16 protein-coding genes are annotated in these 14,057 nt (G+C 59.7%); 10 read left to right on the top strand and 6 right to left on the bottom strand.

What is annotated here, in order from left to right; translation table 11 throughout:
* Positions 1 to 33: 33 nt before the first annotated feature.
* From ACZYSM_RS04015 to pilG, 4 genes are all read right to left on the bottom strand, one after another.
* Positions 34 to 2,094 (bottom strand): methyl-accepting chemotaxis protein, encoded by a 2,061-nt coding sequence (locus ACZYSM_RS04015; RefSeq protein ID WP_489069093.1) that lies wholly within the window; start codon positions 2,092 to 2,094, stop codon positions 34 to 36.
* Between the two features lie 147 nt (positions 2,095 to 2,241).
* Positions 2,242 to 2,781, bottom strand: a complete 540-nt coding sequence (locus tag ACZYSM_RS04020) for a chemotaxis protein CheW (protein ID WP_489069095.1) — start codon at positions 2,779 to 2,781, stop codon at positions 2,242 to 2,244.
* A 10-nt stretch (positions 2,782 to 2,791) separates the two neighbouring features.
* Positions 2,792 to 3,169 (bottom strand): twitching motility response regulator PilH, encoded by a 378-nt coding sequence (gene pilH / locus ACZYSM_RS04025; protein WP_489069097.1) that lies wholly within the window; start codon positions 3,167 to 3,169, stop codon positions 2,792 to 2,794.
* A 43-nt stretch (positions 3,170 to 3,212) separates the two neighbouring features.
* Positions 3,213 to 3,620 (bottom strand): twitching motility response regulator PilG, encoded by a 408-nt coding sequence (pilG, locus tag ACZYSM_RS04030; protein ID WP_419117578.1) that lies wholly within the window; start codon positions 3,618 to 3,620, stop codon positions 3,213 to 3,215.
* 236 nt (positions 3,621 to 3,856) lie between these two features.
* Between pilG and gshB the strand changes: the two genes are divergently transcribed.
* The 7 genes from gshB to ACZYSM_RS04065 all read left to right on the top strand — a co-directional run bounded on the left by gshB (position 3,857) and on the right by ACZYSM_RS04065 (position 9,922).
* On the top strand, positions 3,857 to 4,810 hold the full coding sequence (gshB, locus tag ACZYSM_RS04035; protein WP_489069099.1) for a glutathione synthase: 954 nt from the start codon (positions 3,857 to 3,859) through the stop codon (positions 4,808 to 4,810).
* A 101-nt stretch (positions 4,811 to 4,911) separates the two neighbouring features.
* Positions 4,912 to 5,811, top strand: coding sequence for an energy transducer TonB (locus ACZYSM_RS04040; RefSeq protein ID WP_489069101.1), 900 nt, complete (start codon positions 4,912 to 4,914; stop codon positions 5,809 to 5,811).
* A 190-nt stretch (positions 5,812 to 6,001) separates the two neighbouring features.
* Positions 6,002 to 6,571: a YqgE/AlgH family protein gene (locus tag ACZYSM_RS04045; protein ID WP_489069530.1), complete on the top strand. Its 570-nt coding sequence runs from the start codon at positions 6,002 to 6,004 to the stop codon at positions 6,569 to 6,571.
* The gene (ruvX, locus tag ACZYSM_RS04050; protein ID WP_489069103.1) at positions 6,571 to 7,011 is read left to right on the top strand and encodes a Holliday junction resolvase RuvX; all 441 of its coding nucleotides are present in this window, start codon (positions 6,571 to 6,573) and stop codon (positions 7,009 to 7,011) included. Before ACZYSM_RS04045 ends, ruvX begins: the two co-directional genes overlap by 1 nt.
* Before the next feature lie 119 nt (positions 7,012 to 7,130).
* Positions 7,131 to 7,637, top strand: coding sequence for a bifunctional pyr operon transcriptional regulator/uracil phosphoribosyltransferase PyrR (pyrR, locus tag ACZYSM_RS04055; protein ID WP_489069105.1), 507 nt, complete (start codon positions 7,131 to 7,133; stop codon positions 7,635 to 7,637).
* Positions 7,638 to 7,649: 12 nt separating this feature from the next.
* Positions 7,650 to 8,654 (top strand): aspartate carbamoyltransferase catalytic subunit, encoded by a 1,005-nt coding sequence (locus ACZYSM_RS04060; protein WP_489069107.1) that lies wholly within the window; start codon positions 7,650 to 7,652, stop codon positions 8,652 to 8,654.
* Positions 8,651 to 9,922: a dihydroorotase gene (locus ACZYSM_RS04065; RefSeq protein WP_489069109.1), complete on the top strand. Its 1,272-nt coding sequence runs from the start codon at positions 8,651 to 8,653 to the stop codon at positions 9,920 to 9,922. The genes ACZYSM_RS04060 and ACZYSM_RS04065 overlap by 4 nt, the downstream gene beginning before the upstream one ends.
* Before the next feature lie 82 nt (positions 9,923 to 10,004).
* On the opposite strand, the gene ACZYSM_RS04070 is transcribed toward ACZYSM_RS04065, so the two are convergent.
* Positions 10,005 to 10,436 carry an NINE protein gene (locus tag ACZYSM_RS04070; protein ID WP_489069111.1) on the bottom strand — a complete coding sequence of 144 codons (432 nt, stop codon included), beginning with the start codon at positions 10,434 to 10,436 and terminating at the stop codon, positions 10,005 to 10,007.
* A gap of 251 nt (positions 10,437 to 10,687) precedes the next feature.
* On the opposite strand from ACZYSM_RS04070, the gene ACZYSM_RS04075 reads away from it, so the two are divergent.
* Complete coding sequence (locus ACZYSM_RS04075) at positions 10,688 to 11,311, top strand: C40 family peptidase (protein ID WP_489069113.1); 624 nt, start codon at positions 10,688 to 10,690, stop codon at positions 11,309 to 11,311.
* Between the two features lie 97 nt (positions 11,312 to 11,408).
* On the opposite strand, the gene ACZYSM_RS04080 is transcribed toward ACZYSM_RS04075, so the two are convergent.
* Complete coding sequence (locus ACZYSM_RS04080; RefSeq protein ID WP_489069115.1) at positions 11,409 to 12,443, bottom strand: type IV pilus twitching motility protein PilT; 1,035 nt, start codon at positions 12,441 to 12,443, stop codon at positions 11,409 to 11,411.
* Between the two features lie 56 nt (positions 12,444 to 12,499).
* Here ACZYSM_RS04080 and ACZYSM_RS04085 point away from each other — a divergent pair, with 56 nt between their 5' ends.
* Entirely contained in the window at positions 12,500 to 13,174 is a 675-nt protein-coding gene (locus ACZYSM_RS04085; protein WP_489069117.1) for a YggS family pyridoxal phosphate-dependent enzyme, read from the top strand.
* Between the two features lie 54 nt (positions 13,175 to 13,228).
* Positions 13,229 to 14,047, top strand: coding sequence for a pyrroline-5-carboxylate reductase (gene proC / locus ACZYSM_RS04090; protein ID WP_489069119.1), 819 nt, complete (start codon positions 13,229 to 13,231; stop codon positions 14,045 to 14,047).
* Positions 14,048 to 14,057 lie beyond the last annotated feature (10 nt).

The following is a 14,057-nucleotide window of genomic DNA, read 5'->3' on the forward strand; positions in this document are numbered from 1 at the left end:
CTCCAGTCAAAATTCATACGCAGCGTGCACTGCTCAAGCTTTATCCACGTCGCGCTCCGGTGCTGCCGGCAAGGTGAACCCGGACACCGAGCGCCGCAGCTGGCTGGCCATTTTTGCCAGGTTGCCGATGCTCTCGGCGGTGGCGGTCGAACCGGACGACGTTTGAGTGGTGATCTGCTGGATCACGTTCATCGTCAAGGAAATCTGACCCGCCGAGGACGTCTGCTGCTGCGCCGCGTTGGAGATACTCTGGATCAAGGCCGCGAGGGTTTTCGACACGCCTTCGATTTCTTCCAGAGCAACTCCGGCATCTTGAGCCAGTCGGGCGCCGCGCACCACTTCGGTGGTGGTCTGCTCCATGGAAATCACGGCTTCGTTGGTGTCGGTCTGGATCGCCCGTACCAGGGTTTCGATCTGCCGGGTCGCTGCCGACGAGCGCTCGGCCAGACGCTGCACTTCGTCGGCCACCACGGCAAAGCCACGCCCGGCGTCACCGGCCATGGAAGCCTGGATTGCCGCGTTGAGCGCGAGAATATTGGTTTGATCGGCGATGTCGTCGATCAGGCTGACAATGTCGCCAATTTCCTGAGAAGACTCGCCCAGGCGCTTGATGCGCTTTGCGGTGTCCTGAATCTGCTCGCGGATGTTGTCCATGCCATGGATGGTGTTATGCACCACCTCGTTGCCTTTGTTGGCGATCTCCACCGAACGCTCGGCCACCGCTGAGGACTCCGCTGCGTTGGCCGACACTTGGTCAATGGACTGGGCCATTTCATTAATAGCCGTCGATGCCTCAGAGATTTGCTGCGCCTGATGCTCGGACGCTTGCGCCAGGTGCATCGCCGTGGCCTGGGTTTCCTGCACGGCGGCGGCGACCTGGCCGGCGGTGAGGTTAATGGTTGCCACCAGATCGCGCAGCTGGTCGACCGAGTAGTTGATCGAGTCGGCGATGGTGCCGGTAAAATCTTCGGTCACCGAGGCGGTCACCGTCAGGTCGCCATCGGCCAGATCTTCGATTTCGTCCAGCAGTCGCATGATCGCGCCCTGGTTGCGTTCGTTCTTTTCGGCGGTCTCGCGTAACTGGCGATTGGTTTCTCGGACCATCACCAGACCGATCAGGATGATTGAGGTCAGCGCCAGCAAGCCCAGCACGTAACCGCCAATAGAATGAATAGAGCGCCCGCCAGCCAGGTTTTCAAAGCCGGTGGCCAGCAGCGAGGCCTCATCGAGCAGGGTTTGCGACAGGCTGAAAATGTTGCTGGCCGACTCACGAACCTTGAACAGCTCGGGTGAAGTTTCGAGAATTTCATCCACCGAGCCTGAGACGAACTGGAACAGCTCGGCGATCTCGGTCAGACGTGCGCGGGCATCGAGGTCCTCGACCTGGCTGATTTTCAGCGCCGGATTGCCCTGGAGCATGCCGTTAAGCACCTGTCCAAAACGTGCCGCATCACGACCAAAGGCATCGGCGGCCTGTACCGCGGTGTCATCACCGGCAAGCACGGTGTTCACCGCACCGAGAATGCGTTCGGCCAACAGCGACTGACGCTGGGCCATGGCCACCTGGCTGGCGGGAGCACCGCGCTGCAGCAGAATCTCCACGACTTTTTCGTACTCGACCTGCAATTGCGGCACGGTCTCGGCCAACGTCGCCGCGACTTGGTGCAGGGACAATACGGTTTGCTCGCTGGAAAGAATCGCGTCGGTATTTTTCAGCAAGCGCTCCCAATCCAGCTGCACCGCACGCATTTCCGGGCGCACGTCGGGTGGCGCGCCCGGCAGACCGGTGGCCGGATCACCTTTCTTGAGGTAACCCCAGCGTCGTTCGAAATCATTGCGCGCCTCACTCAGAAGCTTGAACGCGGCAGCCTTGCCGGCCGCAGCTTCAGTGGCATTCTTGGCGATACGCTGGGACAGCACCCGCAGTTCACCGGCGTGACCAATGTACTGCTTGTCGTAAGTGGCTTGGGTGTTGAGATAAGCGAAGTTGGCGAACAGCAGCATGATGAACACGATCAGGGCGATGAACAGCACGATGATCTGCGAACGGCTGCGCGACCCTTCCATTGGTTTGCCTGCTTTTGCTTTCATCATCGATCAGGCCCCCGCCTGTACTACCAAAATCCCTGTAGGAGAAGCCGGTCGACGCTCGATTGCTCGCGATGGAGGTTAACGATAACGCGTGTTTTCTGAATAAACGCGTCGCCCTTGAGTTCATCGCGAGCAAGCTCGCTCCTACACCTACAGGGCTACATCCATAAACCTCGGCGACTGCGCCAAGGCGAACGGACTGAAGACCTGCCAGACTTGCTCGCGCTGGAACTGCCCCTTCACGAAGGGTGCAATCGCGCCTTCCAGCGCGTGCGCCGCAACCGACTCCAGACTGTCCTGCGCAAAGTGCTGCATGCCAAATACTTCATCGACCATCAAACCGGCAAACACGTCATTGTGCTCCACTACCAACACTCGCCGCTGTTTACGCAACGCCGACAACTCGTGTCCGAAAAAACCGCACAGGTCCATGATCGGCAGCAACCGCCCACGCAGATTGGCCACACCTTTGACCCAGGGTTTCACCCCGGGTAACACGGTATAACGCGGCTCATGCAGGACCTCGCTGACTTCGCCCATGGGTGCGACGTACCAGCATTCGCCGATACGAAAGCCGATGCCGCTCCAGCTCTGCTGGCGGGTTTCCTGGGACGGTAAATCCGCCGCCAGCAGGCGACAGCGCTGGTCGATCTCCAGCAGTAGCTCAAAAGCAGTTTGCGAGTCGGTCATACGACCGCCGTCAGCCGGCCGACGTGTTATCAAGAACCGCGTTCAAGGTCTTGATCAGGGTTTCTTCATCCACTGGTTTTGTCAGGTAGTCCTTGGCGCCCTGACGGGTGCCCCAGACCTTGTCGGTTTCCTGATCCTTGGTGGTGATGATGATCACCGGAATGTGCCCGGTTTCCGGGTCTTTGGTCAGCTGGCGAGTCGCCTGAAAGCCGTTGAGACCGGGCATGACGATGTCCATCAAAACCGCATCGGGCTTTTCCTGGCGGGCCAGGGCCACACCGTCGGCGCCGTTTTCAGCCTTCAACACTTCATGGCCGTGCTTTTCCAGCATGCCAGTCAGTTTGTACATTTCGGTCGGCGAGTCATCGACGATCAGAATACGTGCCATGGTCTTCCCCATTGGTAGAGGCGTGCGGCCCGCTGGCCGGACGTCAATGTGCTTGTTCTACTGCGGCGAAACCCGGCACATGGGCCTTGATCGCGCTCAGCAGTTCTTCCTTGCTAAAGGGCTTGGTCAAAAACTGGTCAGAGCCGACGATCCGACCCTTGGCTTTGTCGAACAGACCATCCTTGGAGGACAGCATAATCACTGGCGTGGACTTGAACGCGCTGTTGTTCTTGATCAGGGCGCAGGTCTGATAACCATCCAGACGCGGCATCATGATGTCGACGAAGATGATCCCGGGATGATTATCGGCAATCTTGGCCAGTGCATCGAAACCATCGACCGCCGTGATCACTTCACAACCCACGTTTCTCAACAGTGTTTCGGCGGTACGGCGAATCGTCTTCGAATCGTCGATCACCATGACCTTCAAGGCGCTGGAATGCTGTTCCATATCTGCTCTACCATCGCCACAGCGAATCGATTTTGTCCGTGTACGGGTTACCAGCGCTTGAAACCCTTGATGTTCATGGGCTCTACACGGCATGGGAGCCTTTTTAGCACAGTCGCAAGCTTCAATCTATCGGCCGACCGGGGAGGTGGTTTTTCCTTGACCGGGAACAAGCCGGGCGCCACTCTGACGCCACTTTTTCAAGTCATATCGGCCTTGCCGAATCGAGGATATTGCCCATGAGCGTTCGCGTCGGGATTGTCATGGACCCCATTGCCAGCATCTCCTATAAAAAGGATAGCTCGCTGGCCATGCTGCTTGCCGCCCAGGAGCGCGGCTGGACGCTGTTCTATATGGAGCAGCGCGACCTGTATCAGGATGCCGGTGAAGCGCGGGCGCGGATGCGCCCTCTGAAAGTCTTCGCCAACCCGGAAAAATGGTTCGAACTGGAAGCGGAAACCGACAGCGCCCTGAGCGATCTGAACGTGATCCTGATGCGCAAGGATCCTCCGTTCGACATGGAGTTCGTCTATTCCACCTACCTGCTGGAGCAAGCCGAGCGCGCCGGCGTGCTGGTGGTAAACAAGCCGCAGAGCCTGCGCGACTGCAATGAAAAGCTGTTCGCCACGCTGTTCCCTCAGTGCACACCGCCGACCGTGGTCAGCCGTCGCCCGGATATCTTGCGTGAGTTTGCTGACCACCACGGTGACGTGATTCTCAAGCCGCTGGACGGCATGGGCGGCGCATCGATCTTCCGTCACACCGCCGGCCACCCGAATCTCTCGGTCATTCTGGAAACCCTGACCCAGCACGGCAAGCAGCAAATCATGGCTCAGGGCTACCTGCCAGCGATCAAGGACGGCGACAAACGCATCCTGATGATCGATGGCGAGCCGGTGCCGTATTGCCTGGCGCGAATCCCCGCAGCTGGCGAAACCCGTGGCAACCTCGCGGCCGGTGGTCGTGGTGAAGCACGACCGTTGACGGAGAGGGATCGCTGGATCGCCGCTCAAGTCGGCCCGACCCTGCGTGAAAAAGGTCTGCTGTTCGTCGGCCTCGACGTGATTGGCGAGCACCTGACGGAAATCAACGTCACCAGCCCGACCTGTATCCGCGAGATCGACAACGCCTATGGCACGAAAATCGGCGAAATGCTGATGGACGCCATCGATCTGAAGCTCAAAGCCAAGTGATGTAGAACAAACAAGCAAGAACCAACATTGCGTTATCATGCGCCGCCTGTGAAATACGCGATGTTGGTTTTTGTGATGCCTTTTGTGATGTTGAATCGCTGATGACGCTTCTGTCCGATCTGCCCCCCGAACTCTCCCACAGTGGCGTGCGCCCGGCCGATCGTCTCGGATTTACCCTGTTTCTCGCGGCGCTGATTCACCTGGCGCTGATCCTGGGTGTGGGTTTTACCTTCGTCGAACCCAAGCAGATCAGCAAAACCCTGGAAATCACCCTCGCCACCTTCAAAAGCGAAACCAAGCCGAAGAAGGCTGATTTTCTCGCGCAGGAAAACCAGCAAGGCAGCGGCACGCTGGACAAAAAGGCGATCCCGAAAACCACCGAAGTTGCGCCGTTCCAGGACAACACGGTGAAAAAGGTCACGCCGCCGCCCTCGGTGAAAGCCGAGGTCCAGGAGACCGCGCCGAAAGCGGCCGTCGCCACCACCGCGCCGAAACCGAAGAAGACCGTCACCAAGCGTGAAGAGGTCAAGACCGAGCCCAAACCCAAGGCCGCCACGCCGACTTTCGACAGTTCGCAACTCTCCAGCGAAATCTCCAGCCTGGAAGCCGAGTTGGCCAATGAACAACAGCTGTATGCCAAGCGACCGCGTATCCATCGCCTGAGCGCCGCCTCGACCATGCGCGACAAAGGCGCCTGGTATAAGGACGAATGGCGCAAGAAGGTCGAGCGCATCGGCAACCTGAATTACCCCGACGAGGCCCGGCGCAAACAGATCTACGGCAATTTACGGCTGATGGTTTCGATCAACCGCGACGGCTCACTGTATGAGGTGCTGGTATTGGAGTCCTCCGGGCAGCCGCTGCTGGATCAGGCAGCACAGCGTATCGTCCGGCTGGCTGCACCTTTTGCGCCGTTCAGCGGCGACCTGTCGGATATCGATCGACTGGAAATCATCCGCACCTGGAAGTTTGCCCGTGGGGACAAGTTGTCGAGTAATTGACCACCGCAGAACACCTGTGGGAGCGGGCTTGCTCGCGATGGCATCTACTCGGTTACCCAGATAAACCGCGGCGTCTGCATCGCGAGCAAGCCCGCTCCCACATTTGATCTGGGTCGCGAGCGGCCATTTGGGCTATTTCCAACGCATCACCAGCTTGTCAGCTCGTCCTGCCAACGCCACACTAGTGCACATGAAGAACGTCAGCCCCAGCTACCTCAAGCATCACTTCCTGATCGCCATGCCGCATATGGCCGACCCGAACTTTGCGCATACCTTGACCTACATCGTCGAGCACACTGCCAATGGTGCCATGGGGTTGGTGGTCAATCGTCCACAGGACCTGAGCCTGGCAGACATCCTCGAGCAACTGCGCCCCGATATCGAGCCTCCGCCGCTCTGCCAGCATGTGCCGATCTTTACCGGCGGCCCGGTGCAGACCGACCGCGGTTTTGTCTTGCACCCCATTGGTTTGAGCTACCAGGCAACGGTCGAACTCGATGGCCTGGCGCTGTCGACTTCCCAGGATGTGTTATTCGCGATTGCCGACGGCGTTGGCCCGCCAAAAAGCCTGATTGCCCTCGGCTACGCCGGTTGGGACGCCGGGCAACTGGAGGTCGAACTTGCCGACAATGCCTGGCTGACCTGCCCGTTCGACGCCGACATTCTGTTCAACACCAGCAGCGAACTACGCCTTGAAGCCGCCGCCAAGCGTCTGGGCATCAACCTGAGCCTGTTGACCAGCCAAGCGGGGCACGCCTGATGGCCGGATTGCGCTTATTGTTGGGCTTTGACTTCGGCACCAAACAGATCGGCGTCGCCGTCGGCCAGGTGATTACCGGCCAGGCCCGCGAGCTCTGCACCCTGAAGGCGCAGAACGGCATTCCCGACTGGAATCAGGTTGAAGCGCTGATCAAAGAGTGGAAGCCCGATGCCGTGGTGGTTGGCCTGCCGCTGAACATGGACGGCACGCCCAGCGACATGTGCGCACGCGCCGAGAAGTTTGCCCGGCGCTTGAATGGCCGCTACAACCTGCCCTTCTATACCCACGATGAACGCCTCACCACTTTCGAGGCAAAAGGCGAACGCCTGGCCCGTGGCGGCCAGCGTGGCAGCTATCGCGACAACCCGGTCGACGCCATCGCCGCAGCCCTGCTGCTGCAAGGCTGGCTCGACGAGAACTCAGCGCTGTTCGAATCCTGAAAAGCCGAATCCTGAAGACGTGTGGCTCTCATCAGCGACGCGCCTCCTAGCCACAACCCAAGCAGCTACAACCCGAGCCTCATTGTGCGCATCCGGCTCGGGCCCCTGAAGGAGCAACCATGAGCCTGCCCAATCCCACCGAACTGATCAGCCAGATGGCCGTCGATCTCAAGGCCCACCTGGCCCAACGTGCCATCAGCGAGCCGCGCTACATTGGCATCCGCACCGGCGGCGTCTGGGTTGCCCAAGCCTTGCTGCAAGCCCTGGGCAGTGATTCGCCACTGGGCACGCTGGACGTATCCTTCTACCGCGACGATTTCAGCCAGAGCGGCCTACATCCGCAAGTTCGCCCTTCGCAGCTGCCATTCGAGATCGAAGGCCAGCATCTGGTGCTGATCGACGACGTGCTGATGAGCGGTCGGACCATCCGCGCGGCGCTCAACGAACTCTTCGATTACGGTCGCCCGGCCAGTGTGACGCTGGTCTGCCTGCTGGACCTGAACGCCGCCGAGCTGCCGATCCGGCCGAATGTGGTCGGCGCCACGCTGTCGCTGGCCGCCAATGAGCGGGTAAAACTGTCCGGCCCTGACCCGCTCCAACTCGAACTCCAAGACCTCGCCCTTTAAGAGTCCATTGCGATGACGCCTATCAATACCAAGCGCCCGCTGCAGCTCAATGATCAGGGCCAGCTGCGCCACTTCCTCTCGCTTGACGGTTTGCGCCGCGAGTTGCTGACGGAAATCCTCGATACCGCCGACTCCTTCCTCGAAGTCGGCGCCCGGGCGGTGAAGAAAGTCCCGTTGCTGCGCGGCAAGACCGTCTGCAATGTGTTCTTCGAGAACTCCACCCGCACCCGCACTACCTTCGAACTGGCCGCTCAGCGGTTGTCGGCGGATGTCATCACGCTGAACGTGTCGACCTCCTCCGCGAGCAAAGGTGAAACCCTGCTCGACACCCTGCGCAACCTTGAAGCCATGGCCGCCGACATGTTCGTCGTGCGCCACGGCGACTCTGGTGCCGCGCACTTCATCGCCGAACACGTGTGCCCGCAGGTGGCGATCATCAACGGCGGCGATGGCCGTCACGCGCACCCGACCCAGGGCATGCTCGACATGCTGACCATCCGTCGGCACAAGGGTGGTTTTGAAAACCTCTCGGTGGCCATCGTCGGCGACATCCTGCACTCGCGGGTCGCACGCTCGAACATGCTTGCGCTGAAAACCCTCGGCTGCCCGGATATCCGCGTAATCGCGCCGAAAACCCTGCTGCCTATCGGTATCGAGCAGTACGGCGTGAAGGTCTACACCGACATGACCGAAGGCCTGAAAGACGTCGACGTGGTGATCATGTTGCGCCTGCAGCGCGAGCGTATGACCGGTGGCCTGCTGCCGAGCGAAGGCGAGTTCTACCGCCTGTTCGGCCTGACCACCGCGCGCCTGGCCGGAGCTAAACCAGATGCCATCGTTATGCACCCGGGGCCGATCAACCGTGGGGTGGAGATTGAGTCGGCGGTGGCCGACGGTCCGCACTCGGTGATCCTCAATCAGGTGACCTACGGCATTGCGATACGTATGGCCGTGCTGTCCATGGCCATGAGCGGGCAAACTGCCCAGCGTCAATTCGAGCAGGAGAACGCCCAGTGAAGCTCAGCATCCTCGGCGCCCGCGTCATCGATCCAAGCAGCGGTCTGGATCAAGTCAGTGATTTGCACCTTGAAGCCGGCAAGATCATCGCCATGGGCGCTGCGCCCGCTGGCTTTACTCCGGTTGAAACCATCGACGCCAAAGGCCTTGTGGCCGCACCCGGCCTTGTCGACCTGAATGTCGCCCTGCGCGAACCGGGTTACAGCCGCAAAGGCAGCATTGCCAGCGAAACCCGCGCCGCCGCAGCCGGTGGTGTCACCAGCCTGTGCTGCCCGCCCCGGACCAAACCGGTGCTCGACACCTCGGCGGTGGCCGAGTTGATCCTCGATCGCGCTCGCGAAGCCGGCAACTGCAAGGTTTTCCCAATCGGAGCGCTAAGCAAAGGACTGGAAGGCGAGCAACTTGCAGAGCTCATTGCCTTGCGCGATGCCGGCTGCGTGGCGTTCGGCAACGGCCTGGACAGTTTCCGCAACACCCGCACCCTATGCCGGGCACTGGAATACGCGGCAACTTTCGACCTGACGGTGATTTTCCACTCCCAGGATCATGATCTGGCAGAGGGCGGCCTGGCCCATGAAGGTCCGACCGCGAGCTTCCTGGGGTTGCCGGGGATTCCGGAAACCGCCGAAACCGTGGCTCTGGCCCGGGATCTGCTGCTGGTCGAGCAAAGCGGCGTGCGCGCACACTTCAGCCAGCTGACCAGCGCGCGCGGCGTGGCCCTGATCGCTCAGGCCCAGGCTCGCGGATTGCCGGTAACGGCCGATGTGGCGCTGTATCAGCTGATTCTGACGGACGAAGCACTGATCGACTTCAACAGCCTGTATCACGTGCAACCACCGCTGCGCACCCGCGCCGACCGTGATGGCCTGCGTAAGGCCGTGAAGTCTGGCGTGGTTCAGGCCATTTCCAGCCATCACCAGCCCCATGAGCGGGACGCCAAGCTGGCGCCGTTCGGTGCAACAGAGCCGGGCATCAGCAGTGTCGAACTGCTACTGCCATTGGCCATGACCCTGGTGGAAGACGGTTTGCTGGACCTGCCAACGCTACTGGCGCGTTTGAGTGCCGGCCCGGCCGAAGCGCTGCGCCTGCCAGCGGGCAAATTGGCAGTAGGTGGGCCGGCGGACATCGTGCTGTTCGACCCTGCAGCTTCGACCGTGGCCGGTGAAACCTGGTTGTCAAAGGGCGAGAACTGTCCGTTCATTGGCCATAGCTTGCCGGGCGTGGTGCGCTACACCTTGGTGGATGGCCGGATTAGCCACCAGGCGTAAGACCGCGTCGCCCCCATCGCGAGCAGGCTCGCTCCCACAAGGACCGCATCAATCCTGTGGGAGCGAGCCTGCTCGCGATGACTTACTGGAAGGCGCCTCTGTTCTGCGCGTTGCGTATTGAGATCTGGTCGTTCAGTGTCCAGAAGTCATACAGCACGCCAATCAGGAAGAAACCGCCGGTGAGTAAATAGAGGATCCCGCTGATCCACTTCCCCTGATACATGCGATGCAAACCGAACACACCGAGAAACGCCAGCAGGATCCAGGCGACGTTGTACTCGATTGGGCCTGCGGTAAATCGCAGGTCAGCTTCGCGATCCATACCCGGGATCAGAAACAAATCGATCAGCCAGCCAATTCCGAGCAATCCGAAGGTAAAAAACCAGAGAGTCCCGGTCACCGGTTTGCCGTAATAGAAGCGATGGGCTCCGGTAAAACCGAAAATCCAGAGCAGGTAACCGATCACCTTGCTGTGGGTGTCTTGCGGCGAAACATCCTGACGATAGGTGTTCATGGGTTCCCTCTTTCAACGCGATAGATAAATTTTTTCAGTATTTCTGTGACTTTTTTGTGTCGTGCCGACGTGTGGCTCACAAGCCTTACACTCGGCGCAAAGCCTTGTAGCGCCTGACTCCTATCAGACAATTGCGCCAATTTGCCGCACATTTGCCGAACTTGACCTCCAGGTTGAATCGACCAGCGGCCTCGAAAAGGACCAAAAAGCTGTTATAAAGTTGCGCGCTTACCTACATAGAGCCCTGCCTAATGCGTCCATTTTTCAAGACATGGCTAACCATTTGCCTATTAATGCCACTGGCCGCCCACGCCACCAATCGTGAGCAACGTCTTCCAAACGTTAATGGTTACACACCGAAGCACCACATTTCTTCGGCAACCACTAAGAACAAACATTCTGTAAAACGCCCGACTCATCTGAGCAGCGCCAACACCGCACTGGTCCCGCAAATGGCGGCCAAGCAAAGCAGCAATGTGTTGAGCCGTGCCGTGAACGTACTGGGTACTCCTTATCGTTGGGGCGGCAGCAGCCCAAGTAAAGGTTTCGATTGCAGCGGCCTGGTGAAATACGCTTTCACCGATGTCGACGAAGTCGATCTGCCGCGTACCTCGAATGCCATGGCCAGCGGCCACGGGCAGAAAGTCGAGCGCAAGGACCTGAAGCCTGGCGATCTGATTTTCTTCAACATCAAGAGCCGCAAGGTCAACCATGTTGCCATCTATCTGGGCAATGACCGCTTTATCCATGCGCCACGTCGCGGCAAGGCGGTGTCCATCGATACGCTGAAGAAGCCGTACTGGGAAAGCCACTACGTCGTCGCCAAGCGGGTTCTGCCGAAAGATCCGAACGCCATGCGTATTGTTCAGCGTTGATTTGAAGCCTGCATAAATAAGGCAGGCTTGCTCAACATCCCCAAAAGATCGCAGCCTGCGATTTTTTTTGGCCAGCATCGCAGCAGTCATGCCCTCCTCAAAAACTATCCGGCGACCTAGCCTTCTCACGGGCGTGCTCACGGCTGATCAAGCCCTTGGCCACAAGGTCCTTGAGGCACGTATCCAACGTTTGCATCCCCACCGAGCCACCGGTCTGGATTGACGAGTACATCTGCGCGACCTTGTCTTCACGGATCAAATTTCGAATCGCCGGCGTACCGATCATGATTTCGTGGGCCGCAACCCTCCCGCCACCGATCTTTTTGATCAGGCTTTGAGAAATCACCGCCTGCAACGACTCGGAAAGCATCGACCGAACCATCGATTTCTCCTCCATCGGAAACACGTCCACCACCCTGTCGATGGTTTTCGCCGCGGAAGTGGTGTGCAGTGTGCCGAATACCAGGTGTCCGGTCTCCGCAGCCGTCAGCGCCAGGCGGATAGTCTCCAGGTCGCGCATCTCGCCCACCAGAATCACATCCGGGTCTTCGCGCAGGGCCGAACGCAGCGCGGTGGAAAAGCTTCGGGTATCGCGATGCACTTCACGCTGGTTGATCAGGCACTTCTTCGATTCGTGGACGAACTCGATGGGGTCTTCGATGGTGAGGATATGGTGATGCCGATGGTTGTTCAGGTAGTCGATCATCGCCGCCAGGGTAGTCGACTTGCCCGAACCGGTCGGCCCGGTGACTAGCACCAGTCCGCGGGGCACGTCGGTAATCTTGCGAAACACTTCACCCATGCCGAGATCGTCCAGGCTCAGGACTTTCGACGGGATAGTCCGAAACACCGCGCCAACACCCCGATTCTGGTTGAACGCGTTAACCCGAAAGCGCGCCACACCGGGTACTTCGAAAGAAAAGTCGAGCTCCAGAAGCTCCTCGAAGTCCGCCCGCTGCTTGTCGTTCATGATGGTGTAGATCAGTTCATGAACCTGCTTGTGGTCCAACGCTGGCAGGTTGATCCGCCGAACATCACCGTCAACCCGAATCATTGGCGGCAAGCCTGCAGAAAGGTGCAAGTCGGACGCACCCTGTTTGGCGCTGAAGGCCAGCAGCTCAGTGATATCCATAGTGCTCCCCAATTCCAGTAGAATGCCGCGAACCTTCAGACCGCCGGCGCCTTTTGATGTCCACGATAGCAGACAACATTCTTCAGGTTAGTTCGCGTATCCAGGCAGCGACCCAAGCTGCTTACCGCGACGAGCACAGCGTCCAGCTGCTGGCCGTGAGCAAGACCAAGCCTGCCGAGGCCCTGCGTGAGGCTTATGCCGCCGGGATCCGCGACTTTGGTGAGAACTACCTGCAGGAAGCCTTGGGCAAACAGCTCGAATTGGCCGACCTGCCCTTGAGTTGGCACTTTATCGGCCCCATTCAGTCGAACAAGACTCGCGCTATCGCCGAGAACTTCGCTTGGGTGCACTCAGTGGATCGCTTGAAAATCGCACAACGCCTGTCCGAACAACGTCCCGCCGATTTACCGCCCCTGAACATCTGCATTCAGGTCAATGTCAGCGGTGAAGCCAGCAAATCCGGCTGCACCCCGGTCGACTTGCCGGCCCTGGCCAACGCCATCAGCGCTTTACCGCGCTTGAAACTGCGCGGGTTGATGGCGATTCCCGAGCCGACTGAAGATCGCGCCGCCCAGGATGCTGCCTTTGCTGCCGTGCAATCCCTGCAAGCCAGCCTGAATCTGCCACTCGACACACTTTCCATGGGCATGAGCCACGATCTGGAATCGGCCATCGCCATGGGCGCCACTTGGGTCCGTATAGGTACGGCCCTGTTTGGTGCCCGCAGCTGATGTCATATGGCCGGCCATGAACGTGGCTGACTCACCTCTCTATAAGGACCTCTCATGAGCAAGACTCGTATTGCCTTTATCGGTGCCGGCAACATGGCCGCCAGCCTGATCGGCGGCCTGCGCGCCAAGGGGCTGGAAGCGGCGCAGATCTGCGCCAGCGATCCGGGCGCCGAAACCCGGGCCAAGGTCCATGCCGAACACGGCATCGAACTGTTCGCCGACAACGCCGACGCCATTGAAGGCGCTGATGTGATCGTACTGGCGGTCAAACCCCAGGCAATGAAAGCCGTTTGCCAGGCCCTGCGCCCACACCTCAAATCTAACCAATTGGTGGTGTCCATCGCTGCCGGGATCACCTGCGCCAGCATGAACAACTGGCTCGGCGCCCAACCGATTGTGCGCTGCATGCCCAACACTCCGGCGCTGTTGCGTCAGGGTGTCAGCGGCTTGTACGCCACTGCCCAGGTTTCCGCCGAGCAGCGTCAGCAAGCCGAAGATCTGCTCTCGGCTGTCGGCATCGCCCTATGGCTGGACCAGGAACAGCAACTGGACGCCGTCACCGCCGTCTCCGGCAGTGGCCCGGCGTACTTCTTCCTGCTGATCGAAGCCATGACCGCCGCGGGCGAGAAGCTCGGCCTGCCACGGGAAACTGCCGCGCAACTGACGCTGCAAACCGCACTCGGCGCCGCACACATGGCAGTCGCCAGTGATGTCGACGCCGCCGAACTGCGTCGCCGCGTAACCTCACCTGCGGGCACGACCGAAGCGGCCATCAAGTCGTTCCAGGCCGGCGGCTTCGAAGCCCTGGTAGAAAAAGCACTCGGTGCCGCGGCGCACCGCTCGGCCGAGATGGCCGAACAACTGGGTCGCTAATCAGCTCTTA

This window comes from Pseudomonas sp. F220, assembly GCF_057813935.1.